Source organism: Bradyrhizobium sp. 930_D9_N1_4, from assembly GCF_052076015.1.
Lineage (GTDB): Bacteria > Pseudomonadota > Alphaproteobacteria > Rhizobiales > Xanthobacteraceae > Bradyrhizobium.
Window position 1 is genome coordinate 3,793,197 of the sequence record NZ_CP197236.1, and the last position, 22,413, is coordinate 3,815,609.

Below are 22,413 nucleotides of genomic sequence, written 5' to 3' on the forward strand. Positions count from 1 at the left end.
GATGAGCGGATACGACGTCTTCGCCTGGATCGTGCTGGTGATCCTGCTCGCCAGCGCGATCGGCGTGGTCTGCATCGCCGGATGGCTGCCCGGACACATCGCGACATCGCGCAACCATCCGCATGCGCAAGCCGTGACGGTCGCCGGCTGGGTCACGCTGTTCTTCGGCTTCGCGCTGTGGCCGATCGCCTTCATCTGGGCCTATCTCGACGTGCCCGCGCGCAAGGCGGGAGATGCGTGATGGGCGTCGCGATCTTCAACACCTACCTCGTGCTGCTCTTCCTGCTGGTGCACTTCAACATCGTGCGCTTCAACCTGTTCTGGAAGGCATCGCCCGCAATTGTCATGGTGCTCCTGCTGTTCGGCCTGCTGATCCCGATGGGGTGGGGCGCGCCGCAGGGCAACGCGCTGGTCGTGCGCAATGCGGTCTCAATTGTGCCCGACGTGGCAGGCGAGGTGACGGATGTTCCTGTTGTCGCCAACGCGCCGCTGAGGTCCGGCGATGTGCTGTTCAAAATTGATCCCACGCCCTATGCCGCGCAGGTCAAGGCGATCGACGCCCAGTTCAAGCTGGCGAAAACGCGTCTCGGCCAGATGACGCAGCTCTACGAACGCGACGCCGGCCGCGGCTTCGATGTCGAGCAGCGCCAGTCCGAAGCCGATCAGCTCGCAGGCCAGCTCGAGTCCGCCCAGTGGAATCTCGACAAGACGATCGTGCGCGCGCCGACCGACGGCTACGTTACCAACCTCGCGCTGCGCAAGGGCGCTCGCGTCGCCAACCTGCCGCTGTCGCCAGTGATGGCGTTCATCGATACCTCCGGCACCATCATCGGCGTCGAGATCAACCAGATCGACGCGCGCTATGTCGCGCCGGGGCAGGAGGTCGAAGCGACCTTCAAGTTCGCGCCGGGGCAGATCTTCGCCGGCAAGGTCGAGAGCGTGCTTCAGGCGATCGCGCCGGGGCAGGTGCAGATTTCGGGAGCGGCTGTGATGCCGAAGGCGATCGAAGCCACGCCTTTCGTCGTGCGCGTCAGGCTCGACGATGCCGAGTTCGTCAAGCGGCTGCCGGCTGGCAGCGCCGGGACAGCGGCGATCTACACCGACCGAGTCACGCCGACCCACGTCGTGCGCCGCGTGATCCTGCGACAGGTCGCGATCCTGAACTACGTCAATCCGTTCTAGGTGAGGGAACACATGAAAAGAGCAGCGCTGACGGCTTCGTTCCTTCTCCTGATGTCGAGCGCGCACGCGCAATCGCCCGTTCCGGTCACAGTCGACAATTTTGCCCGGGCGGAGTCCGATCTCTATTTCAGCAACGGCCTCAAAGACGCCGGCGGCACGGGCAAGCTGTTTCACCATCGCGAGCCAATGGCGATGGACAAGCAGGGCGTCATCCGGTCCAATCGCGACACGCTGTATTCCATGGCCGTCGTCGATCTCGATGCGGGGCCGGTCACGATCAAGCTGCCGGACGCAGGCAAGCGATTCCGGTCGTTGATGGTGGTCAACGAGGATCACTACATCGTCGGCGACATCGAGTATGGCGCTGGAAGCTACACTTATGATCGGAAGAAGGTCGGAACGCGCTATGGCTTAATCGGACTGCGGACATTGGTCGATCCTAACGATCCCAAGGATGTCGAGAAGGTTCACACGGTCCAGGATGCCGTCACGATCAGCCAGAAGGCCCCCGGCAAGTTCGAAATCCCGAACTGGGATCCGGTCAGTCAGAAGAAGGTGCGGGACGCCCTCCTGGTGCTGGCGTCAACCGCAGGCGGTTTCAAAAATACGTTCGGCGCCAAGGGGCAGGTCGATCCAGTCCGGCATCTGATCGGAACGGCCGCCGGATGGGGCGGCAATCCCGACAAGGACGCCACTTATCTTAGTTTCAATCCCGAGAAGAACGACGGCAGTACCGTTTACAGATTGACCGTTCCCGCCAACGTCCCGGTCGACGGCTTCTGGTCGATCAGCCTCTACAACGCCGAGGGCTATTTCGAGAAGAACCCGTACAACGCCTACGCGCTCAACAATCTGACGGCGACGAAGTCGGCCGACGGCGCGACCGTGGTTCAGTTCGGCGGTTGTGACGGCAAGATCTCGAACTGCCTGCCGATCATGAAGGGTTGGAATTACACCGTCCGGCTCTATCGCCCGCGTTCCGAGATTCTGAACGGCAAGTGGAAATTCCCGGAGCCGAAGCCGGTGGGCTGAAGGCGGAACAGATGGAGTCTGTCATGAGACATGTAATCGCCGGGCTCGTGGCCACGATACTGATGGCCGCAAACGTGCACGCGCAAAACCTGTCGCCGGATGAACTTGCCGCGCGAAACATCCAGCGCCGCGCGGTCGAGGCGATGATCTGGGGCATGCCGGCGGTCAACACCGACCTGATGCTCCAGACGATGCTCAAGACGACCAAGGCGAAGCCGAACGAGATCATCTACTGGTCGAAGCCAGTGAACTGGAAGAACCAGACGCTGACGCCCAATCCGGATTCGATCTATCTGATGTCGTTCTGGAACGTGAAGGACGGTCCGGTCGTGATCGAAATTCCACCGGCGCAAGGCGGTTCGATCGCGGGCAACATCGTCACGGTGTGGCAGACGCCGCTGGAGGACGCCGGGCCCGAGGGGGCCGACAAGGGGCAGGGCGGCAAGTACCTGATCCTGCCGCCTGGCTATAAGGGCGACACTCCCGCCGGCTATATCGCGCTCCAGTCCGACACGTTCAGCGGCTTCGCGCTGCTGCGCTCCAATCTTGCCAGTCACGGCGATGCCGACGTGGCCAAATCGGTCGCCTATGGCAAGCAGGTCAAGGTCTATCCACTCGCGCAAGCAAAGGATCCGTCAACGACCAACTTCACAGACGCTTATGATCTCCTGTTCGATTCCACGATTCCGTTCGATGCGAGCTTCTACCGGGGCCTCGACCGTGTCGTACAGAACGAGCCGTGGCTAGATCGCGACCGCGTCATGATCGATCAGCTCGCGACCATCGGTATCGCCAAGGGCAAGACCTTCAATCCGGATCAGAAAACGACCGCACTGCTCGATCAGGCCGCACGCGAGGCCCATGCAATACTCGAACAGGGCTACGATTCCGGATTCCCCGTGATCAATCCGGGAATCCGTTGGTTCCCGGCTGCCGTGCCGCAGATGGTCAAGGCGGCAAGCACCGGATATGCCGATCCAAATGAATACCCGGTCGATTTGCGCGGGGTCAGCTACACGCTCGGCTTCACCGGCATCAAACGGCTCGGCACAGCGCAATTCTATCTGATGGCCAACAAGGACAAGGACGGCCAGCCCTTCGAGGGCGCCGCCACCTATCGCCTGACCGTGCCGGCAAATGTGCCGGTCAAGCAGTACTGGTCGGCAACGGTCTACGATCGCGAGACGCATGCACTGGTGCGGAACATGCCGAGCGCAAGCCGTGCCTCGATCAGCCCGGGCATCGCGAAGAATGCTGATGGTTCGGTCGACGTCTATTTCGGTCCGAAGGCGCCGGAGGGCAAGGAGGCGAATTGGGTGCCGACCGATCCCGCGCGGAAGTTCGAGTTGCTGTTCCGTCTCTATGGGCCCGAGCAGCCGCTGTTCGATCACAGCTGGAAGCTGCCCGACGTCGAGCGCGTCGCCACGACGATCGGAGGTGCCACGAAGTAGTGCGGTTGGACGAGCGTGATGCGTTCGGGTGGATGACGTGACGACAATGGGGAGACACGACATGACGGGACATCTTCGGAAGGCAAAGCTTGCTATGGTGCTGGCGCTGGCGAGCTTCACGGCTCAACCTGCCTTCGCCGCCTCGGGCGGCGTCAGCTTCTGGCTTCCGGGCATCTTCGGCAGCCTCGCCGCCGTGCCGGTCGCGCCGGGATGGGCCTATTCGACGATCTACATTCACCTCAACGAAAAGGCCGGTGGCGGACAGAACTTCGTCACGAGCGGCGGAATTCCGGGATCGGTGACCGCCGGACTCAACGCACATGCCGATGCGGTGGTCCAGGGCATCACCTATACCTCGGCGATGCCAGTGCTCGGCGGCCAGGCCGCCTTCACGCTGCTCACCGCGCCCGGCAATATCGGCGTCGGCATCGATGCGACATTGACCGGCCCGCGCGGCAACACCATTTCGGGCGGCGTCAACGACAACCGCACAACGCTGACCGACGTGTTCTACCAGGGCACGCTGAAATGGAATCAAGGCGTCCACAACGAGCTGGTCTACATCACCGGCAACATCCCGAGCGGCACCTACGATTCCAGCCGGCTCGCGAATTTGAGTTTTGGTTTTCCCGCGATCGACGCAGGCGTCGGCTACACCTATCTCGACCCGAAGAGCGGCCACGAGTTCTCGATCGTCGGCGGCCTCACCTACAGTTTCATGAACGGCGCATTGCAATACCAGAACGGCATGGACTTTCACGTCGACTGGGCCGCCTCGCAATTCGTGAGCAAGACCATCCATGTCGGCATCGCCGGCTATTACCTCCAGCAGATCACCGATGACAGCGGCCCGGGCGCCAAGCTCGGCGGATTCAGGGGGCAGTCGGTCGGCATCGGTCCGCAGATCGGGTTCATGATCCCGATGTCCGACGGCTATCAGGGCTACCTCAATATCCGCGGCTACAAGGACCTAGAGGTCGAGAACCGGCCGAGCAGTTGGTCGACCTGGGTGACCTTCTCGCTCTCCCAGGCCGCGTCGCCACCAGCCACGACAAAGCCCATCGCTCGAAAGTACTGACGGAGGCGTCACAGAGCTCCGATGACCGGGGAGAAGACAAAGCGCGTATTTCGCATCGGCTTCCAGACATCGATCATCACGGTGTTCGTAGGCGTGGTGCTGCTTGTCGGTCTGACGCTGGTCTATCTCAGCTTCGAGCGCGTGACCGTCATCACGCGGACCGCGGCCTCCGGCTTCATCGAGAAGGTGGCGCAGTTAGGGGCCGATCACGTCGACGAGCAATTCAAGAACGTTCGCGACAATCTCGACATTCTCGCCGGCCTGCCGCCGATCCAGGAGGCCGACATCGCGGACAATTCGCGGCTCTATGGCCTGATGGCCGCCATGCTGCGCAACAATCCGCAACTCTACAATCTCTATGTCGGCTACGAGGATGGTTCGTTCATCGAGATGGACGTGATTGATCGCGCCAAGCCAGCTTTCCGGAAGAGCTTGAACATCGACGAGGACGCGGCCTTCCGGCTGGTCGTGATCTCGCGCACGGCGGGGGCCGCACCGGTCACGCAATATCTCTCCGAGAATCTCATCCAGGTCGCGGAGGTCGCGGGCCCGCGGAGTTACGACCCGCGGCAACGGCCCTGGTATGTGGAGGCGTTCAGGAACGACAAGACGCTGCTGACGGGACCCTACATCTTCTACGCTCCTGGCGAGCCCGGCTACACGCTGCGGACACCGCTGAAGGAGGGACGCCGTGGCGTCGTCGCCGGAGATGTGCTCCTCAACCGGTTCGAGGACATGCTGGCGCAGCAGAAACTGGGGCCGTCCGGGCTCGCCTTCCTGTTCGACGATTTCGGGCGCATTGTCGGCCATCCCGAGATGAGCCGTCTGATGGCGGAGATTCCGGAGCGCCAGGACGACCTGCCGCAGATCGGCGCGCTCAAGCTTCCTGCGCTGGTGCCGATCATCCGCTCCTGGCGGGACGGTGGGGCGGCCCAGCAATTCTTTGCCGACGCGTCGGGCCGAACCTATGTCGCGGCGGTTCATCGGCTCGACACGGCCGGCTCGGCCAATGTGCGCATGGCGATGGTCGCCCCGCTCGACGAGTTCTACGCCCAGATCATCAACGAGCGCCGCACGCTGTTTGCGCTCGCACTGGCCTTTGTCGGAGCGACGCTTCCGTTCGCGTTCTGGCTGGGATCGCTGATGGCGCAGCCGCTTCGCAACATCGTCCAACAGACCGACGAGATCCAGCGGTTCGAGATCGCCGAGCGGCCGCGCATCCATTCGACCATCGCCGAGATCGAGGAACTCGGCCGCTCGGTGTTCACGATGCGCAGCGTGGTGCGCAGCTTTGCCAGCTTCATCCCGCGGCAAATCGTGCGACAGCTGATCGAGACCGGCTCGTCCCTCAGTCTCGGCGGTTCGCGGCGCGAGGTGACGGTGTTGTTCACGGATGTCGCCGACTTCACCGCCAAGACCGAGCGCGCCGACCCGTCGCAGGTGATGATTTACACCTCGCGCTATTTCGCCGCTCTGTCGGACGAGATCATGCGGCACCAGGGCACGGTGGACAAATATATCGGCGATGCCGTGATGGCATTCTGGAACGCGCCGGCGGACGATCCCGACCACACCGTCAACGCCTGCCGCGCCATCCTGGCCTGTCTTGCCGCCAACGAAACGCTCAACAAGGAGTTTCGGCGCGAGGGCTGGCCTGCTTACGACACACGCTTCGGCCTGCATGTCGGCGATGCCGTGGTCGGCAATATCGGCTCGAGCGACCGGATGAACTACACGGCGCTCGGCGCCACCATCAACCTTGCGTCGCGGCTGGAGGGATTGAACAAGAATTACGGCACGCGGGTGCTGGTCAGTTCAGCCGTTCGCGCACGGGTGGACAATGCGTTCCTGTTCCGGAGCGTTGACAGCATCAGGCCCAAGGGATTTGCCGACCCGATCGAGGTCAGCGAGCTCCGCGGGGAGATCGCGCAAGCCGACGAATCCGACATTGCGATGTGTCGTCGCTGGGACGAGGTGTTTGCGGCGATCGTGCAGGACGGCGCGGCGGAGACGACCCTCGTCCGGCTGTCGGGCTTCCTGCACGACTACCCCAGGGATGGCATTGCGCTGTTTCATGCCCAGCAATTTCGGTCTGCGACCCGGAATCCGGGGGCGGCGGCATGAGCGGAGGTGCTATCAATCGGCGGCAGCTGCTGCGCCGGGGCGGAGCCTTCGCCGCTCTGTCGGTCGTCGCCGCACCCGCCATCGCGCAGGCCCGCACCAAAGTCCGGCTTGGCTATCTCCACGTGGTCGCCGTGGACGGACACATCTGGACCGGACTCGAGCGCGGCTCGTTCGACCGCGAGGGGATCGATTTCGAGTTGCACGAGTTCAACACCGGCCCCGAGGTCTTCGAGGCCATGGCGCGGGGCGATCTCGATGTCCTCTCGGCCGGCGGTGTCATCTCCAATTATCTGGCGCTTGGCCGTGGCCGGGGCTTCCTCATCAACGACATTGAGGTTGCAACCGCGCAGCTCTGGGTCCGGCCGACACTCGGCGTGACGGGGATCGCCGATCTCAGGGGCAAGCGGATCGCGACGACGCTGAAGACCACCGCGCACATCTTTCTCGATCGCGCGCTACGCGCCAACAACGTCAATCCGTCCGACGTCGAGATCGTCAACGGCAGCATGGCCGCCGCCGTCAAGGCGTTCATTGCCGGCGAGGTGCCGGCCGTGGCGCTGTGGGTGCCCTTCAATATTGCGGTCCGCGAGGCATTGCCGGATGCGGTCAAGCTGGTGGACGCCTCCGCCTTCTATCCGCAATCCGCCGTGCTCGGCGGCTGGGCCGCGCGGATGGAGTTTTATGCGGGGCATAGGGAGGTGCTGGCCCGGATCGTCCGCGCATGGGCCGACGCGAACGATTACATGGTGCGCAACCCGGCCGCAGCGGCGGAGGCGCTCCAGGCGCACTACAAGCAGTCGCGCCCCGCGGACATCGCGGAAGCCTTCAAGGCGCAGAGGCTCTACTCGGCGCGCGAATGGAAGCGGCTGTATTCCGACGGCACCGTCGTGAAATGGCTCCAGCAAGTCAGCGACTTCTTCATGACGGATGCCGGCGTCACCGCACCGGTGCGCGCCGCGGACTATTTCGACACGCAGCTCTATCTTTCAACGATTGCCTGAGTAGAGGAATATATTCTTTCGTATTTTCAATGCGTTGAAGCTGCGTTCTGATGCAGTTTCCGATGTCGCTTCAGGCATGTCTTAGCGGGAATCGAGCGTTCAAGCAGTTGTGTGCGTAGGGGCGCGGTCGTGTCGTACGGGCGACGCCAATTCGACTTAATTCAAATCGAGCTTGGCGGACGCCGGATTTTTACGGAGCTGAATCCCATGCCAGACATCCAGGTCGACCGTTCCCAGATGGCCCCCTCGATTATGCCGGCAGACGTTCCCGAACTCAGCGATGATGAGTGCCTGGCCTGTCTCGCGCGTGCCGTCGAGGAACACGATTCGACGCGGCTCGACGAGGTCGCCGCTCTGATCAGCCGTCTGGCGGTCACGATCGAATAGCCATCTCGCGCGCGATGCCCTGAGTTGCGCAGCGCTGGTCCGACCGGGCCAACGGACGTGTTGCGTTTTCGCGGAGCCTGTTCCAAAGATGCCGCCAACTTTCCGCGGCGTCGTCCGCATTTCAGGGTCCGCAAATGTCCGGTTTCTCGACCGCGCGCCTCAAAATGGTCGATGGCCAGGTGCGCACCAACGACGTCACTGATCGCCGCGTTCTCGACGCCATGCTCACGGTTCCGCGCGAGGCCTTCGTGCCTGCGGCCAAGCAGGCGCTGGCCTATCTAGACCTTGATCTCGACGTGAGCGAAGGGGGCGCCAAGCGCTTCCTGATCAAGCCGCAGCTGACCGGCAAGCTGCTCCAGGCTGCCGAGATCGGCGAGGGGGACAACGTACTGGTGGTCGGCTGTGCCACGGGCTATCTCGCGGCGTTGACGGCAAAGCTCGCCCGTCAGGTCACTGCGACCGAATGCGATTCGACGCTGGCTGCGAAGGCCAAGGATGCATTTGCCGCCCTTGGGCTCGCCAACGTCACGTGCAAGGCCGCGGCCTGCACCGAGGGCGACTCTTCGGCTGCTCCCTATGATGTGATCATCCTCAACGGCGCCACCGAGGTGACGCCGGAAGGATTGCTGGCGCAACTCAAGGAGGGGGGACGTCTGGTAGGGGTGTCGGCCGAATCCCGGCCGCCGCGCGCCATGATCGTGGCCCATACCCACGGGGAATTCGGGCATCGGGCGCTGTTCGATGCCGCGGCTCCGGTCCTGCCGGGGCTGGAACGGGCCGCCGCCTTCGTCTTCTGACGGCCCAAACCCTGTTAAAATCCCGTTCTGAATCAGAAGTGTGGCCGGGATGCTGCACGTGAAGAGTTTCCACCGGGAACTACCTTGAGGTAGTTCCGTCGCGCCATTCCGCGTCCTATGTTGCGGCGGGGCAACGACTCCACTCGGTAGACGGTAACCCAGCTCGCGGGCACGAGCCGGGCGTTAGAATGAACGGAATTTCAGGGATGCATGGGGTGAAGCTCTTCACCGGAGCTGCTGTTTCGGTCCTGTTGCTGACGCTTGCCGGGCCGGCGCCTGCCTTGGCGGACACGATCGAGGCGGCGCTGGTGCGCGCCTATCAGAACAATCCGCAGCTCAACGCGCAGCGCGCGCAGGTGCGCTCGACCGACGAGAACGTGCCGCAGGCTCTGTCGGGCTATCGGCCCAAGGTCAATTTGAGCCTCAGCAGCGGCTATCAATATCAGGATATCCAGCAGACGCAGAAGGGCACGTCGATCTATAGCACTCCCCCTCTTCAGCCCAACAGCGCGAGCCTGACCGTCAACCAGACGCTCTACAACGGCAATCAGACTGCCAACAGGACGCGCGCGGCTGAGAGCCAGGTTTCGGGGTCCCGCGAGGCGTTGCGTGTGCTCGAGCAGACGGTCTTGCTGCAGGCTGCCACAGCCTACATGGACTACCTCCGCGATGCTGCAAACCTCGAAGTCCAGCGCAGCAACGTGCGCGTGCTCGAACAGACGCTCAAGCAAACGCGCGATCGGTTCAACGTCGGCGAGGTGACGCGCACGGACGTCGCGCAATCCGAGGCGCAGCTGGCTGCCGGCAGAACGCAAGCCCTGACCGCCGAATCGAATCTCACGACGACACGCGCGAACTTCCGCCGGATCATCGGAAACGAGCCGGCGGCTCTTGCTCCGGGCTCGCCGGTCGATCGCTTCCTGCCCTCGACGATCGCATCCGCGGTCAATCTCAGCCTGGTGGAAAACCCCAACGTTACGGCTTCGATGTTCGGCATCGACGTCAATTACCTCCAGGTCAAGATCAACGAAGGCGCACTGCTGCCGACGCTCACGGTCCAGGCTGGCGTCACCCAGTCGACCGAGCAGACCCTGACGGTCTTCAAAACGACGACTGCGTCTGCCATCGCGACGGCATCCGTGCCGATCTTTCAGGGCGGCGCAGAATATGCGCTGATCCGCCAATCGAAAGAGAACCTGGCGCAGCAGCGCCTGAATCTCGAGACCACCCGCGACCAGACCCGCGCCAACGTTGTGCAGGCCTGGGGTCAGCTGGAAGCCGGCAAGGCGCAGGTGAAGTCCGCGCAGGCGCAGGTGACGGCGTCCGAGATCGCCCTGAACGGTGTGCGCGAGGAAGCCAAGGCCGGTCAGCGCACCACGCTCGACGTGCTCAACGCACAGCAGGCGCTGGTGAACGCGCGCGTTGCGCTCGTTACTGCCCAGCATGACCGCGTGGTGGCGTCCTATTCGGTGCTCAACGCGGTCGGTCGTCTCGCACCTCAGGTGCTCGGTCTCAACACCACTGTCTACGACCCCAGCGTTCACTACCATCAGGTCCGCGACAGCTGGTCCGGCGTGCGCACGCCTGACGGGCGCTAAGTCCCCGTAGTCATCCGGTCGGCCTCCCAAACAGCCGGGGCCGACCGGTGCTTTGCTTGCAATCATCAAAATCCCTGACATAGCCTTGCCATGACGATGCGGGTCGATTCGCCCCGCATCCGATGTCGTGTGCGTAAAGCTTGAGTGCCGAGGGCAGGGGCGCACCGCTGCACGTTGAGCCGTGAACTGGGGACAAGTCGGGCCGCCGCGACGAAAATGTCAGGGCGTCCGTTGCGGAACCGGCCAATCCTGCCGTGCTTGGTGTAAAACAACGCATGCGAGGGCGTTGATGATGTGGAGTCGGAGATGACGCAGCCTGCAAAGGTCACAGAACCCTCGATGGAGGAGATTCTGGCCTCGATCCGGCGCATCATTGCCGACGATGAGGCCAAGCCGCCGCCGGCCGAAGCTGCGAAGCCCGCGCCTGCGCCCGCACCGAAGCCGCAGGCGACGAACGACGTTCCGCCCCCCAAGGTCGCTCCCGCCGCCAAGCCAGCTGCCGAGAAGCCCGCACCGCCGGCCGCCAAGCCGGCTCCAGCGCCGCCACCGCCTGCGCCCGCGGCGGATGCGTCCAACAACCAGGACGATATCGATGCGCTGCTGGCAGGGCTCGACTCAGCCACGACGGCGCCAGAGGTCCGCGCTCCGGAACCCGAGCCCGAGCCCGAGCCTGAGCCGGAGCCCGATGTGCTCGAATTGACCGACGAGATGGCGATGGCGATGGAGCCGACACCGTCTCCACCGCCGCCCAGCTTCCGCAAGGTCGAGCCACGCGACGATCTGGAATTTGCCGAATCGCCGCCGCCGCGCCCGACGCCGGCAGCGTCCTACGCGCCGGTGGATTTCGATGCGCCGCCGATGCCGCCGCAGCAGCCGATCCTGGCGCAATCGACCGTCTCGGCGGTCGAATCGGCCTTCAACTCGCTGGCCCACACGGTGCTCAGCAGCAATGCGCGGACGCTCGAGGATCTGGTCAAGGAGATGCTGCGTCCGATGCTGAAATCCTGGCTCGACGACAATCTGCCGGGCCTGGTTGAACGCATCGTGAAGGCTGAAATCGAGCGGGTCTCGCGCGGCGGCCGGTAAGAGCGGCCGCAAAGCCCTCATAAAGCCCCGCTCAGGCGTCATCATTGGCCTTCCAGCCGGGCTGGGAAGCCGTTTTGCCGCCGGGCTTTCCCGTTGACTTGCCCCTCGCGCGCGGCTTTCTAGCAGCCCATGATCGAGAAAAATTACCAGCCCGCCGATATCGAAGCCCGCATGTCCGTCGTGTGGGAGGACAGCCTTGCTTTCAAGGCCGGTCGCCCCGACCGCAAGGACGCCGTGCCCTTTACCATCGTGATCCCGCCGCCGAACGTGACGGGCTCGCTGCACATGGGCCACGCCCTCAACAACACGCTCCAGGACATCCTGTGCCGGTTCGAGCGCATGCGCGGCCGCGACGTGCTGTGGCAGCCCGGGACGGACCATGCCGGCATCGCCACCCAGATGGTGGTCGAGCGGCAGCTGATGGAGCGCCAGCAGCCTGGCCGCCGCGAGATGGGCCGCGAGAAGTTTCTGGAGCGGGTCTGGCAGTGGAAGGCCGAGAGCGGCGACACCATCATCAACCAGCTCAAGCGGCTTGGTGCGTCCTGCGACTGGTCGCGCGAGCGCTTCACCATGGACGAGGGTCTGTCCAAGGCCGTCGTCAAGGTGTTCGTCGAGCTGCACCGCGACGGCCTGATCTACAAGGACAAGCGGCTGGTGAACTGGGACACCAAGCTGCTCACTGCGATCTCCGATCTCGAAGTGCAGCAGACCGAGGTGAAGGGTCACCTCTGGTATCTGCGCTATCCGATCGAGGGCAAGACGTTCAACCCCGAGGATCCCTCGACCTTTATCGTCGTCGCCACCACGCGCCCCGAGACCATGCTTGGGGATACCGGCGTGGCCGTGCATCCCGAGGACGAGCGCTACCAGAAGCTGGTCGGCAAGCACATCATCCTGCCGCTGGTCGGCCGCAAGGTGCAGATCGTCGCCGACGACTATTCCGATCCGGAAAAGGGCTCGGGCGCGGTGAAGGTGACGCCGGCGCACGACTTCAACGACTTCGAGGTCGGCAATCGCCACGGCCTGCGCCGCATCAGCGTGCTCGACAAGGAAGGCTGCCTCGATCTCCTCGACAACGAGGATTATCTGCGCGACCTGCCGGAAGGCGCGTCGCAATTCGCAGAAGAGTTTCACAAGGTCGATCGCTTCGCTGCGCGCAAGCGCATTGTGGAGCGGCTGGAAAGTTTCGGCTTCGTCGAGCGCATCGAGCCGCACACCAACATGGTGCCGCATGGCGATCGCTCCGGCACTGTGATCGAGCCTTATCTCACGGACCAGTGGTACGTCGACGCCAAGACGCTGGCAAAGCCGGCGATCTCCGCGGTGCGTTCGGGCGAAACGACGTTCGTGCCGAAGAACTGGGAAAAGACCTATTTCGAGTGGATGGAGAACATCCAGCCCTGGTGCATCTCGCGCCAGTTGTGGTGGGGCCATCAGATCCCGGCCTGGTACGGCCCGGACGGCAAGGTGTTCGTCGCCGAGACCGAGGAGGAGGCGATCGGCCATGCGCTCGGCTATTACGTCGAGCAGGAGGTCATCACGGTCGAACAGGGCCGCGAGATGGCGCTCGACCGCAACAAGCGCGAAGGCTTCATCACGCGTGACGAGGACGTGCTCGACACATGGTTCTCCTCGGCGCTGTGGCCGTTCTCGACGCTCGGCTGGCCGGAAGACGCACCCGAGGTGCAGCGCTATTACCCGACCAATGTGCTGGTCACGGGTTGGGACATCATCTTCTTCTGGGTCGCCCGGATGATGATGATGGGCATTCACTTCATGAAGGAGCCGCCGTTCTCGACCGTCTACATCCATCGTCTCGTCCGTGACGAGAAGGGCGCGAAGATGTCGAAGTCGAAAGGCAACGTCATCGACCCGCTCAACCTGATCGACGAGTACGGCGCTGACGCTCTCCGCTTCGCGCTGGCACGCGAGGCGGCCCACACGCATGACATCAAGCTGTCGTCGCAGCTCGTCGAAATCAATCGCAATTTTGCGACCAAACTCTGGAACGCTTGCCGTTTCGCGGAGATGAACGAGTGCGTCGTGCCGGAAGGCTTTGAGCCGGCGAAGGCGAAGGAGCCGCTGAATCGCTGGATCGCACATGAGACGGCGCACGCCACGCGCGAAGTGACGGAGGCTCTCGAAGCCCACAGCTTCAATGATGCCGCGAGCGCAATGTACCGGTTCGTCCTGAACGTCTATTGCGACTGGTACGTCGAACTTGCAAAACCTGCGCTGCTCGGCGCGGACGGCCCGCTGCGGGCCGAGACCCGCGCCATGGTCGCCTGGGCGCGCGACGAGATCCTGAAACTGCTGCACCCCTTCATGCCCTTCATCACCGAAGAGCTGTGGGAGGTGACGACCAAGCGCGACGGCCTGCTCGCGCTGGCGGATTGGCCGCTGAAGCCGGCTGATCCGTCGCCCGAGCAACTGGCGATCCTGGCGGCGGCGGCAGGTCCCACCGACCCGCTGATCTCGGCGGCCTTGATCATGCCGATGTTCGATCATGCCGACTTCACCGATCCCAAGGCGGAAGCCGAGATCGGCTGGGTGATCGACCTCGTGACGCAGATCCGCTCGGTGCGCGCCGAGATGAACATCGCGCCGGCAACGCTGACGGCGCTGGTGCTCGCGGGCGCCTCGGCCGAGACGAAGGAGCGTGCGCCGCGCTGGACCGACGTCATCAAGCGCATGGCCCGACTGTCGGACATCTCCTTCGCCGACAAAGCGCCCGACGGCGCCGTCCAGCTTCTCGTACGCGGCGAGGTGGCCGCGTTGCCGATCAAGGGCGTCGTCGACGTCGCCGCCGAACGCACGCGCCTCGACAAGGAAATCGGCAAGGCCGACGCCGACATCAAGCGCGCCGAGTCCAAATTGGCGAACGAGAAATTCGTCGCCAACGCGGCCGAGGAGGTCGTCGAGGAGGAGCGCGAAAAGCGCGAGGCCGCGCTGGCCCGCAAGGCCAAGCTGCTGGAGGCGCTGGAGCGGCTGAAGCAGGCCACCTAGGCCTCTTGGGCCTATTTCGGGAACGGCTTGCTGAGAAACTTCGAGCCCCTGACGCCATAGCGCCAGGGCAGCTCGACCGCCTTGGTGATGCCGATCCGGATGCCGGCCACCACATCCACATCCTCCGTCCGCGCATGCAGGGAGATCGGCGGCCGGTCCAACGGCAGGGTGTTGTGGGCGATCGTGATGCCGAGCGCCTCCGTCAACTTGCCCGGGCCCGAGCACAGCGCATGGACATCGACCGCATGGCGGCGTCGGCGCATCGCGGCCAGGCCATGCGTCGGCTCCAGTGCGCGGATCAGCACGGCGGCGGCCGATCCTGCCTCCTCGCAGACGAAGTTCACGCACCAGTGGATACCGTAGGAGCGGTAGACATAGGCAAAGCCGGGCGGGCCGAACATGATCTGGTTCCGCGGCGTCGGGCCGTTGTACGAGTGCGCCGCCGGCTCGGTATGATGATAGGCCTCGACGTCGACAATGATCCCGCCGACGCCGTCGACCAGCATCGTTGCGCCGATCAGATCGGGCGCGACCTCCCGGACGTCGCGGTCGAAAAAACCGCGCTTCAGGGCCTTGCCGAGCCGCGGTGTGGAGGCTTTCGAGACTGGAGCCATTCGAGGTGAGAATCGCCTGAGAACAGAGCAGGATAATGCCCATATCTGCCATGTTCCCTGAAGCGGCGCGAGCCGGGTTGCGGCAGGCAGGCAGACCGACTAGGTAGGACCTGAACAGACCGGACAGATCATGGTCGTTATTGTCGACACTATCTCGAACCCGTTGCGCCCGCGTCACCCCGAAAAGGTGAATCGCCCCGATTCCGCTTCGCCGCCGAAGCCGGACTGGATCCGCGTACGCGCGCCCAATACCCGCGGCTATTCCGACACCCGCAACATCGTGCGCGCCAACGGCCTGCACACGGTATGCGAGGAGGCGGGCTGCCCGAACATCGGCGAGTGCTGGGACAAAAAGCACGCGACGTTCATGATCATGGGTGACACCTGCACCCGTGCCTGCGCCTTCTGCAACGTCAAGACCGGCATGCCCAATGCGCTGGATGCGGCCGAGCCTGAGAATGTCGCCGAAGCCGTGGCCAAGCTGGGCCTCGCGCATGTCGTCATCACCTCGGTCGATCGCGATGACCTTGCCGACGGCGGCGCCGAGCATTTCGCCCGGACCATCCGGGCGATCCGGGCCGCATGCCCCACCACCACGATCGAGATCCTGACGCCGGACTTCCTGCGCAAGGAAGGCGCGCTCGAAATCGTCGTCGCGGCGCGGCCGGACGTGTTCAACCACAATCTCGAGACCGTGCCGTCGCGCTATCTCACGGTGCGGCCCGGCGCGCGCTATTTCCACTCAATCCGGCTGCTCCAGCGGGTCAAGGAGCTCGATCCCAGCATCTTCACCAAGTCCGGCATCATGGTCGGCCTCGGCGAGGAGCGCCACGAGGTGCAGCAGGTCATGGATGACCTGCGCTCGGGCGACGTCGACTTCCTGACCATCGGGCAATATCTCCAGCCGACCCGCAAGCACCACGCCGTGATGCGCTATGTGCCGCCGGACGAGTTCAGTTCTTACGAGAAGGTCGCCTACACCAAGGGCTTCCTGATGGTGTCGGCGAGCCCGCTCACCCGCTCGTCGCATCATGCCGGCGAGGACTTTGCGAGACTGAAGGCCGCGCGGGCCGCGACCGCCCGCTGAACCGCCATGCCCAAATTTTCGAGCAAGCGCCGTGTCAACCACAGCGCGTCCGAGATGTACGATCTGGTCGCCGACGTCGAGCGCTATCCGGAATTCGTGCCGCTGTGCAGCGCGCTGAAGGTGCGCCAGCGCATGGCGAAGCCCGACGGTACCGAGGTGCTGGTTGCCGACATGACGGTGTCGTTCAAGCTGGTGAAGGAGTCCTTCACCAGCCGCGTGACGCTCGACCGCGCCAATCTGAAGATTCTGGTCGAATATCTGCAAGGTCCGTTCAGCAACCTCGAAAATCGTTGGACGTTCGAGCCCAAAGGTCAGGAGCAGGGCAATGGCGTCTGCGACGTCGGCTTCTTCCTCGCCTATGAATTCAAGAGCCGCATGCTGGCGATGCTGATGGGCTCGATGTTCGACGCCGCCTTCGCGCGCTTCTCCATCGCGTTCGAAAAGCGGGCGGACGCGATTTACGGCCGGCCGAAGCTGGCGTCGTCGTAGTTTCTACGGGGCACACTCTCTCCGCCGTCATTGCGAGAAGCGAAGCGACGAAGCAATCCAGACTCTCTCCGTGGAGGGATTCTGGATTGCTTCGCTTCGCTCGCAATGACAGCAAGGCTCAATCCACCGCCTTCACCACATCCGGCGGCTGCGATGCGTAGTATGCCGCGGCCTGCTCGATCTCCTGCGGCGTCATCGCGCGCGCGATGTTGCGCATCTGCTGGCTGATGTCGTTGCGGCGCTCGCCGGACGCGAAGGCGTGGAGCTGGGCCTTCATATAGGCCTCCGACTGTCCCTCCAGCCACGGGCTGCCGGTCTTGTTGTCGAGGCTGCCATGGCAGGCGCCGCAGGGCGCGATGCCGCGCATCGGCGCGCCGTAGATGACGATGTTGGGTTTCGGCAGTTGCGGCGTCGGGTGATAGGCCGGAAGCCGCGGCAGATAGGCGTAATAGTTCGAGAGGTCGGCGATCTCCTGATCCGTCAGATTGACGGCGAACGGCGACATCACGGCATTGGTGCGCGCGCCGGTGCGGAAATCGTGCAGCTCCTTGTAGATCACGGCCGCATACTGACCCGCGAGATTGGGCGAGTCCGCGCGGCTGATGCCGGTGGGGCCGTGGCAGATCGCACAGCGCTGCGCGAGCGTGGCGCCGCGGCCGATCGCCTCCTGGCTCGGACGCGACAGCGTGCGCGAGGTCAGCACGACCTCCGACAGGCGTTTCGTCTGCTCCGGCGCGGTGACGTCAGGCGCGCGCTGCACGACGCCGGCGGCACTGCAGATCGCATCCCATACGTTGGCGAACTGGACCCATGGCTGCGCGAAGGGCAGCACGATGAAACCGGCGATCGTCGTCACGACCAGCACCCCGGCGATGACGCCGACTCCGGTCGTGAAATGGCGGTTGCTGAAGGTGAAGAGGTCGCGCGTGCTCATCACTGCGCTCCCACATAGACGGCCGGCACCGACGTGCCTGAGCTCAATGCCAGATTCAGGATGGGATAGCCGTAATTGGTGAGGGTGAGGGCGATCATCAGCGCCACCCACAGGGCGTGCGTATTGAGTGCGACCGGAACGGTCCGGGGTTCATGCACGGCGAGCGCAAAGCGATAAGGGCCGGCGTCGACCTGAGGTGCCCGCATGCCGCGCGCCAGGATGACGATGAACATGATGCCCGAGGCCAGCAGGATGAAGCCGCCGATCGCCGAGAAGGTGACCGAGAGCGCCTGCGGGGCGATGGCGGGATCGCCGAAGTCGAAATAGGCCATGCGGCGCGGCATGCCCAAAATGCCGACCCAGTGCCACGGGAAGGTCGTGACGATCATGCCGATGAACCACAGCCAGAGCTGGGTGCGGATCAGGCGGAGGTCGATCAGCTCGCGCCCGGTCAGATGCGGCCACAGATCATAGGCGATCGCAAAATACATGATCACGATCGCGCCACCGAAGATCAGGTGGAAATGGCCGGTGATCCACTGCGTGTTGTGAATGGACGCATCGAGCTGATAGCTCATGTTGATGAGCCCTCCGGCGCCGCCGAAGCCGAGCATGACGAACGAGAACGCCAGCGCCAGCATCATCGGATTGTCCCAGGGCAGGGCCTTGATCCAGCCGAACATGCCGCGGCCGCCGCGCAGGCGCGCTGCGATTTCCACCGAGGCGCAGATCGTGAACACCGTCAGCAGCGTCGGCAGCGCGACCAGCGCGGTGAAGGCCGAATGGATGAATTTGAAGCCGGCGCCGACCTGGGGGTCGGCGAAGGTGTGGTGCATGCCGATCGGCATCGCCACCACCAGGAACAGGATGAAGGAGATCCGGGCCATGCTGTCGGAATAGACCCGGCCGCCGATCGCGCGCGGCACGATGGTGTAATAGGCGATGTAGGTCGGCATCAGCCAGAAATAGACGATGGCGTGCAGCGTCCAGGAGAAGAAGATGCGGGCAAGACCGGCGTCGATGGTGGCCTTCAGACCTGCCGCAACCGGGATGATCTGGAGCAGCAGCTCAAGCGCGGCGCCGACCGCGGTCCAGGCCCAGAGATAGGAGCCCGCGACATTGGCATACATCGCCAGCGGTACCGGAGCGCCGGGATGGGCCTTTCGCCAGACGCGCAGATTGATCGACATCAGCGCGACCCAGATCCAGGACCCGACCACGACGAGGACGACGCCGAGATAGTAGAACACGTTGCCGATCAGCGGCGGATAGAACGTGTAGAGCACCGAGGCGCGGCCCAGCGCGACCGGGACCATCGCCATGATTGCGCCGATCACGATCAGCCAGAACCCGGCCCAGGCCCAGCGCACCCCGACCAGGCGCTGCTCCAGCGCGGACTCGCTGATGGCGTAGCCAAAGCCCATCGCGACCAGGGTCGGGAAGACGTAACCCATCACCGTGCCGTGTGCGGTCAGCGAACGGTAATACAGCTCGGGATTGGACAGCCATGTGCCGATCGGGCTGCGGATGAACATCTGCCAGGCGCCGAGCGTGAGCGCGAAGCCGAACACGGCGAAGGCCAGCCAGAAATGGGCGAGGATGAGCTTCCTATTGACCAACACAGCTCAGCCTCCCGCCGCCCTTCGCGCGCTCGGCGAAGTCGGCCTTGTCGATCACCTTGACCTTGCCCCACATGCCCTCGTGACCGAAGGAGCAAAACTCCTGGCACGGCATCAGATAGTCGCCGGTCCTCGTAAAGCGCATCAGTTGCTCGGAGATGTAGCCCGGCACCAGCATCGTGTTGACGTTGGTGCCCTGGACCAGGATGCCGTGCACGACGTCGGCGCTCGTGGCGCGCATGGTGATGGGCGTGTCGACGGGCACCACGATGCAGGCCGGCGTGAAGGAATATTGCTGGCCGATCGCACGCACGGTCACATTGCCGTTGGCCTCCAGCACGCTGCCGAGATTGCTCTCGACGAACTCGCCGGACAGGTGAATCCGCGATGGATCGATGGTCTCGACGCGCGGCTGCGGCATGGTCGCGCGATGGATGCCGGCGAAGGCCGCCAGCAGCGCCATCATCACGATGATGGCCACGGCAATGGTCGCCCAGCGACGCTCGACGCGGGCCGCGACTTCGGCGCTGGCGCTGGCGCTGCCGTTGCTGTGGGCTTGCCCTGTGCTCATTGCAGCGGTCCGCGCGGCAGGAAGACGAACAGATAGAAAGCGAGCCACATCGCGACGACGCAGGCCGTGGCGATGCCGGCGACCACGATCGCGCCTGATGGCCCTGCGGCGACGACGTCCTCGACGGCCTGATCGGCAGCAGCTGGGCTGGTCGGCGGATCGGAATTGAACATGACGGACCTCTGGCGCCTCTCAGTTCAGCGGTGCGGAGCGCAGCTCGTTGGCCTCGCGCGCCGAAACCGGCGTGCCACGATTGCCCCAGGCGGTGCGGATGTAGGAGACGACGGCGGCGACCTCGTTGTCGGAGAGCAGGCCGGCGAAGGGCGGCATGCCGTAGGGCATCGGATTGCCCTTGGTGCCCGGCGGATAACCGCCATTGAGCACCATGCGGATCGGGTTGACCGCCGACTGCATCTCGATCGACTGGTTGTTGGCGAGTGGCGGCCAGTGCGGCGGCTTGCCTTCGCCCTGCGTGCCGTGACAGCTCGCGCAATTCTTGTCGTAGACGGTCTTGCCGAGGCTGATCAGCAGGCTGCTCTCGGTGGTCGGCAACCTCGAGCTTGCCGGTGGCGGAGGCGAGGGCTCCGCGATGCCCTTGAGGTACACCGCCATGGCGCGTGTGTCCTCGTCGTTGAGATATTGCAGGCTGTTGTGCACGACCTCGGCCATCGGGCCATAGACCACGCCGCGCATTGAGACGCCGGTCTGGAGCAGGTCCGCGATGTCCTTGATGCTCCAGTCGCCGAGCCCCGCTTCACGGTTGGAGGTCAGCGAGGGGGCGTACCAGTTCTGCATCGGGATCAGGCCGCCCTTGAAGGCATCCGATTGCGCGGTGCCGCCGAGCGCGTTGATCGGCGAATGACACATGCCGCAGTGGCCGAGGCCCTCGACCAGATACGCGCCGCGATTCCATTCCGCCGATTTGGCCGGGTCGGGCTTGAACTCGCCCTCGCGGAAGTACAGCGTGCGCCAGCCTAGGATGAGCTGGCGGTTGTCATAGGGGAAACGCAGCTCGTGCGGCTTGTTCTTCTGGTTCACAGGCTGAATCGAGCGCAGATAGGCGAAGATCGCGTCGCTGTCGGCGCGCGTGACTTTGGTGTAGGACGCAAACGGCATCGCCGGATAGATCAGCCCGCCGTCGGGGAAGCGACCATTGTGCATGGTCCTGTAGAAATCGTCCGCGCTCCATTTGCCGATGCCGGTCTCCGGATCGGACGTGATGTTGGAGGTGTAGATCGTTCCGAACGGCGTCGGCATCGGGCGGCCGCCGGCGAACAGGCGGCCCTCCGCTGCGGTATGGCAGGCGGTGCAATCGCCGGCGCGGGCGAGATATTCGCCACGCGCAATGATGTCGCCGGCTTTGTCCTGGGCCTGCGCAGCCGTGGTGAGCGCGGCGAGAGCCAGGAGCTTGATGGATAAGAGCGTGATCGACAGTTTCGAGCCCATCATCCGCCTCGTCAGTTGGGCTGGCTGCCGCAGCCGAACGGCAGTGCGTAGGTGCCTTTCGGGACGGGAGCCGGGTTGGCGGGTGCCGGCCGCGTCGCGAGCCACGCTGCGACCGCGGTAACATCGGCCTCGGTCAGATGTCCGGCGACGAGCTGCATGCAGTCGGGCGATTTCGCCGTGCGCGTGCCGTAGCGCCAGGCGCCGAGCTGCGCGCTGACATAGGCGGCGCGGAGGCCCAGCAGTCCGGGGATGCCGGGCTGCATGCCCGTGAGCGCCGGGCCGTGGCAGCTCACGCAGGCTGGAATGCCACGGCCCGCGTCGCCGCTGGTGGCGAGCGCCTCGCCCTGCGCCAGCACGTCCTTGCTGACTTCGCTCGGTGAGGGCTGCGGCAGAGGCGGGTGCTCGCCGGCAAAATACTCGGCCATCGCCTCCAGATAGGGATCGGGCAGGAATTCGAGCAGATAGTTCATCGGCGGATATTTGCGCCGGCCGCTGCGGAAGGCGAGGAGCTGATTGTAGAGATAGCCTGAAGGCTTGCCGGCAAGCCGCGGGAAATAGACGTCGCTGGTGCCTTCGCCCCTATTGCCGTGACAGGGCGTGCACGCTTCCACCCGCGCCGCCATGGTATCCGGCGGCTGGTTGGCGGTTTGTGCGGCCGCACCATCAAAGGCGGCCAAGCTGATCATCACGGCGGCCGAGGCCGCGGCGCGAGCGAACACTTTCGTCGCCCTCCACAATGCTGGTCCAGTTGATTCCGGATCACAACGTAGGGCCGCATTATTGCGCCAATATTTTCCCACGCAAGATCGGACGCGAACGATGACGTTTGGTCGCGCCTGCACATTTGCGATCCCGATCGCTTTCGACAAAATTTGCGTGCTTTTTGAAAACCGGACATAAATCTGCGCCCT

General features: G+C 64.2%; 21 protein-coding genes. 14 read left to right on the forward strand and 7 right to left on the reverse strand.

The features are described 5' to 3' along the window. The first annotated feature begins 1 nt into the window (after position 1). From AB7532_RS17850 to AB7532_RS17905, 12 genes are all read left to right on the forward strand, one after another. Positions 2-241 carry a DUF3302 domain-containing protein gene (locus AB7532_RS17850; RefSeq protein WP_441236074.1) on the forward strand — a complete coding sequence of 80 codons (240 nt, stop codon included), beginning with the start codon at positions 2-4 and terminating at the stop codon, positions 239-241. Beyond that, positions 241-1,182: an HlyD family secretion protein gene (locus tag AB7532_RS17855; RefSeq protein WP_441236075.1), complete on the forward strand. Its 942-nt coding sequence runs from the start codon at positions 241-243 to the stop codon at positions 1,180-1,182. The genes AB7532_RS17850 and AB7532_RS17855 overlap by 1 nt, the downstream gene beginning before the upstream one ends. A 12-nt stretch (positions 1,183-1,194) precedes the next feature. Continuing rightward, complete coding sequence (locus AB7532_RS17860) at positions 1,195-2,214, forward strand: DUF1214 domain-containing protein (RefSeq protein WP_441236076.1); 1,020 nt, start codon at positions 1,195-1,197, stop codon at positions 2,212-2,214. A 23-nt stretch (positions 2,215-2,237) separates the two neighbouring features. Further along, complete coding sequence (locus AB7532_RS17865; RefSeq protein ID WP_441236077.1) at positions 2,238-3,665, forward strand: DUF1254 domain-containing protein; 1,428 nt, start codon at positions 2,238-2,240, stop codon at positions 3,663-3,665. 61 nt (positions 3,666-3,726) lie between these two features. Next, entirely contained in the window at positions 3,727-4,743 is a 1,017-nt protein-coding gene (locus tag AB7532_RS17870; RefSeq protein WP_441236078.1) for a SphA family protein, read from the forward strand. A 21-nt stretch (positions 4,744-4,764) separates the two neighbouring features. After that, entirely contained in the window at positions 4,765-6,867 is a 2,103-nt protein-coding gene (locus AB7532_RS17875; RefSeq protein WP_441236079.1) for an adenylate/guanylate cyclase domain-containing protein, read from the forward strand. After that, a complete protein-coding gene (locus AB7532_RS17880) occupies positions 6,864-7,868 on the forward strand; it encodes an ABC transporter substrate-binding protein (protein ID WP_441236080.1) in 1,005 nt (334 codons plus the stop codon). The genes AB7532_RS17875 and AB7532_RS17880 overlap by 4 nt, the downstream gene beginning before the upstream one ends. Positions 7,869-8,075: 207 nt before the next feature. After that, a complete protein-coding gene (locus AB7532_RS17885) occupies positions 8,076-8,255 on the forward strand; it encodes a hypothetical protein (protein WP_441236081.1) in 180 nt (59 codons plus the stop codon). Positions 8,256-8,389: 134 nt separating this feature from the next. Then, positions 8,390-9,052, forward strand: coding sequence for a protein-L-isoaspartate O-methyltransferase family protein (locus AB7532_RS17890; protein ID WP_441236082.1), 663 nt, complete (start codon positions 8,390-8,392; stop codon positions 9,050-9,052). 206 nt (positions 9,053-9,258) lie between these two features. Beyond that, positions 9,259-10,650, forward strand: coding sequence for a TolC family outer membrane protein (locus tag AB7532_RS17895; RefSeq protein WP_441236083.1), 1,392 nt, complete (start codon positions 9,259-9,261; stop codon positions 10,648-10,650). A gap of 306 nt (positions 10,651-10,956) precedes the next feature. Next, entirely contained in the window at positions 10,957-11,736 is a 780-nt protein-coding gene (locus tag AB7532_RS17900) for a PopZ family protein (RefSeq protein ID WP_441236084.1), read from the forward strand. A gap of 129 nt (positions 11,737-11,865) precedes the next feature. Continuing rightward, complete coding sequence (locus AB7532_RS17905; protein WP_441236085.1) at positions 11,866-14,742, forward strand: valine--tRNA ligase; 2,877 nt, start codon at positions 11,866-11,868, stop codon at positions 14,740-14,742. An 11-nt stretch (positions 14,743-14,753) separates the two neighbouring features. Here the strand turns inward: AB7532_RS17905 and AB7532_RS17910 are convergent, their stop codons facing one another. Next, positions 14,754-15,356 (reverse strand): DNA-3-methyladenine glycosylase, encoded by a 603-nt coding sequence (locus tag AB7532_RS17910; protein WP_441236086.1) that lies wholly within the window; start codon positions 15,354-15,356, stop codon positions 14,754-14,756. Between the two features lie 130 nt (positions 15,357-15,486). Between AB7532_RS17910 and lipA the strand changes: the two genes are divergently transcribed. Continuing rightward, positions 15,487-16,443: a lipoyl synthase gene (lipA, locus tag AB7532_RS17915; RefSeq protein ID WP_441236087.1), complete on the forward strand. Its 957-nt coding sequence runs from the start codon at positions 15,487-15,489 to the stop codon at positions 16,441-16,443. A gap of 6 nt (positions 16,444-16,449) precedes the next feature. After that, entirely contained in the window at positions 16,450-16,932 is a 483-nt protein-coding gene (locus AB7532_RS17920) for a type II toxin-antitoxin system RatA family toxin (protein WP_441236088.1), read from the forward strand. A 118-nt stretch (positions 16,933-17,050) separates the two neighbouring features. Here the strand turns inward: AB7532_RS17920 and AB7532_RS17925 are convergent, their stop codons facing one another. Genes AB7532_RS17925 through AB7532_RS17950 form a run of 6 tightly spaced genes read right to left on the reverse strand, consistent with a single transcriptional unit; the run spans position 17,051 to position 22,221 of the window. Beyond that, the gene (locus AB7532_RS17925) at positions 17,051-17,866 is read right to left on the reverse strand and encodes a c-type cytochrome (protein ID WP_441236089.1); all 816 of its coding nucleotides are present in this window, start codon (positions 17,864-17,866) and stop codon (positions 17,051-17,053) included. Next, positions 17,866-19,488, reverse strand: coding sequence for a b(o/a)3-type cytochrome-c oxidase subunit 1 (locus tag AB7532_RS17930; protein ID WP_441236090.1), 1,623 nt, complete (start codon positions 19,486-19,488; stop codon positions 17,866-17,868). The genes AB7532_RS17925 and AB7532_RS17930 overlap by 1 nt, the downstream gene beginning before the upstream one ends. Then, positions 19,475-20,056 (reverse strand): cytochrome C oxidase subunit II, encoded by a 582-nt coding sequence (locus tag AB7532_RS17935; RefSeq protein WP_441236091.1) that lies wholly within the window; start codon positions 20,054-20,056, stop codon positions 19,475-19,477. The genes AB7532_RS17930 and AB7532_RS17935 overlap by 14 nt, the downstream gene beginning before the upstream one ends. Next, the gene (locus AB7532_RS17940) at positions 20,053-20,229 is read right to left on the reverse strand and encodes a hypothetical protein (protein WP_441236092.1); all 177 of its coding nucleotides are present in this window, start codon (positions 20,227-20,229) and stop codon (positions 20,053-20,055) included. Before AB7532_RS17940 ends, AB7532_RS17935 begins: the two co-directional genes overlap by 4 nt. Before the next feature lie 19 nt (positions 20,230-20,248). Beyond that, positions 20,249-21,505, reverse strand: a complete 1,257-nt coding sequence (locus tag AB7532_RS17945) for a cytochrome c (RefSeq protein ID WP_441236093.1) — start codon at positions 21,503-21,505, stop codon at positions 20,249-20,251. Between the two features lie 8 nt (positions 21,506-21,513). Then, positions 21,514-22,221: a c-type cytochrome gene (locus tag AB7532_RS17950; protein WP_441236094.1), complete on the reverse strand. Its 708-nt coding sequence runs from the start codon at positions 22,219-22,221 to the stop codon at positions 21,514-21,516. Between the last annotated feature and the right edge of the window lie 192 nt (positions 22,222-22,413).

What these genes read in the sequence shown, in the direction of transcription:
- AB7532_RS17850 (WP_441236074.1), top strand. Translation starts at nt 2, where the DNA reads ATGAGCGGATACGACGTCTTCGCCTGGATCGTGCTGGTGATCCTGCTC.
- AB7532_RS17855 (WP_441236075.1), top strand. Translation starts at nt 241, where the DNA reads ATGGGCGTCGCGATCTTCAACACCTACCTCGTGCTGCTCTTCCTGCTG.
- AB7532_RS17860 (WP_441236076.1), top strand. Translation starts at nt 1,195, where the DNA reads ATGAAAAGAGCAGCGCTGACGGCTTCGTTCCTTCTCCTGATGTCGAGC.
- AB7532_RS17865 (WP_441236077.1), top strand. Translation starts at nt 2,238, where the DNA reads ATGAGACATGTAATCGCCGGGCTCGTGGCCACGATACTGATGGCCGCA.
- AB7532_RS17870 (WP_441236078.1), top strand. Translation starts at nt 3,727, where the DNA reads ATGACGGGACATCTTCGGAAGGCAAAGCTTGCTATGGTGCTGGCGCTG.
- AB7532_RS17875 (WP_441236079.1), top strand. Translation starts at nt 4,765, where the DNA reads ATGACCGGGGAGAAGACAAAGCGCGTATTTCGCATCGGCTTCCAGACA.
- AB7532_RS17880 (WP_441236080.1), top strand. Translation starts at nt 6,864, where the DNA reads ATGAGCGGAGGTGCTATCAATCGGCGGCAGCTGCTGCGCCGGGGCGGA.
- AB7532_RS17885 (WP_441236081.1), top strand. Translation starts at nt 8,076, where the DNA reads ATGCCAGACATCCAGGTCGACCGTTCCCAGATGGCCCCCTCGATTATG.
- AB7532_RS17890 (WP_441236082.1), top strand. Translation starts at nt 8,390, where the DNA reads ATGTCCGGTTTCTCGACCGCGCGCCTCAAAATGGTCGATGGCCAGGTG.
- AB7532_RS17895 (WP_441236083.1), top strand. Translation starts at nt 9,259, where the DNA reads ATGCATGGGGTGAAGCTCTTCACCGGAGCTGCTGTTTCGGTCCTGTTG.
- AB7532_RS17900 (WP_441236084.1), top strand. Translation starts at nt 10,957, where the DNA reads ATGACGCAGCCTGCAAAGGTCACAGAACCCTCGATGGAGGAGATTCTG.
- AB7532_RS17905 (WP_441236085.1), top strand. Translation starts at nt 11,866, where the DNA reads ATGATCGAGAAAAATTACCAGCCCGCCGATATCGAAGCCCGCATGTCC.
- AB7532_RS17910 (WP_441236086.1), bottom strand. Translation starts at nt 15,356, where the DNA reads ATGGCTCCAGTCTCGAAAGCCTCCACACCGCGGCTCGGCAAGGCCCTG.
- lipA (WP_441236087.1), top strand. Translation starts at nt 15,487, where the DNA reads ATGGTCGTTATTGTCGACACTATCTCGAACCCGTTGCGCCCGCGTCAC.
- AB7532_RS17920 (WP_441236088.1), top strand. Translation starts at nt 16,450, where the DNA reads ATGCCCAAATTTTCGAGCAAGCGCCGTGTCAACCACAGCGCGTCCGAG.
- AB7532_RS17925 (WP_441236089.1), bottom strand. Translation starts at nt 17,866, where the DNA reads ATGAGCACGCGCGACCTCTTCACCTTCAGCAACCGCCATTTCACGACC.
- AB7532_RS17935 (WP_441236091.1), bottom strand. Translation starts at nt 20,056, where the DNA reads ATGAGCACAGGGCAAGCCCACAGCAACGGCAGCGCCAGCGCCAGCGCC.
- AB7532_RS17940 (WP_441236092.1), bottom strand. Translation starts at nt 20,229, where the DNA reads ATGTTCAATTCCGATCCGCCGACCAGCCCAGCTGCTGCCGATCAGGCC.
- AB7532_RS17945 (WP_441236093.1), bottom strand. Translation starts at nt 21,505, where the DNA reads ATGATGGGCTCGAAACTGTCGATCACGCTCTTATCCATCAAGCTCCTG.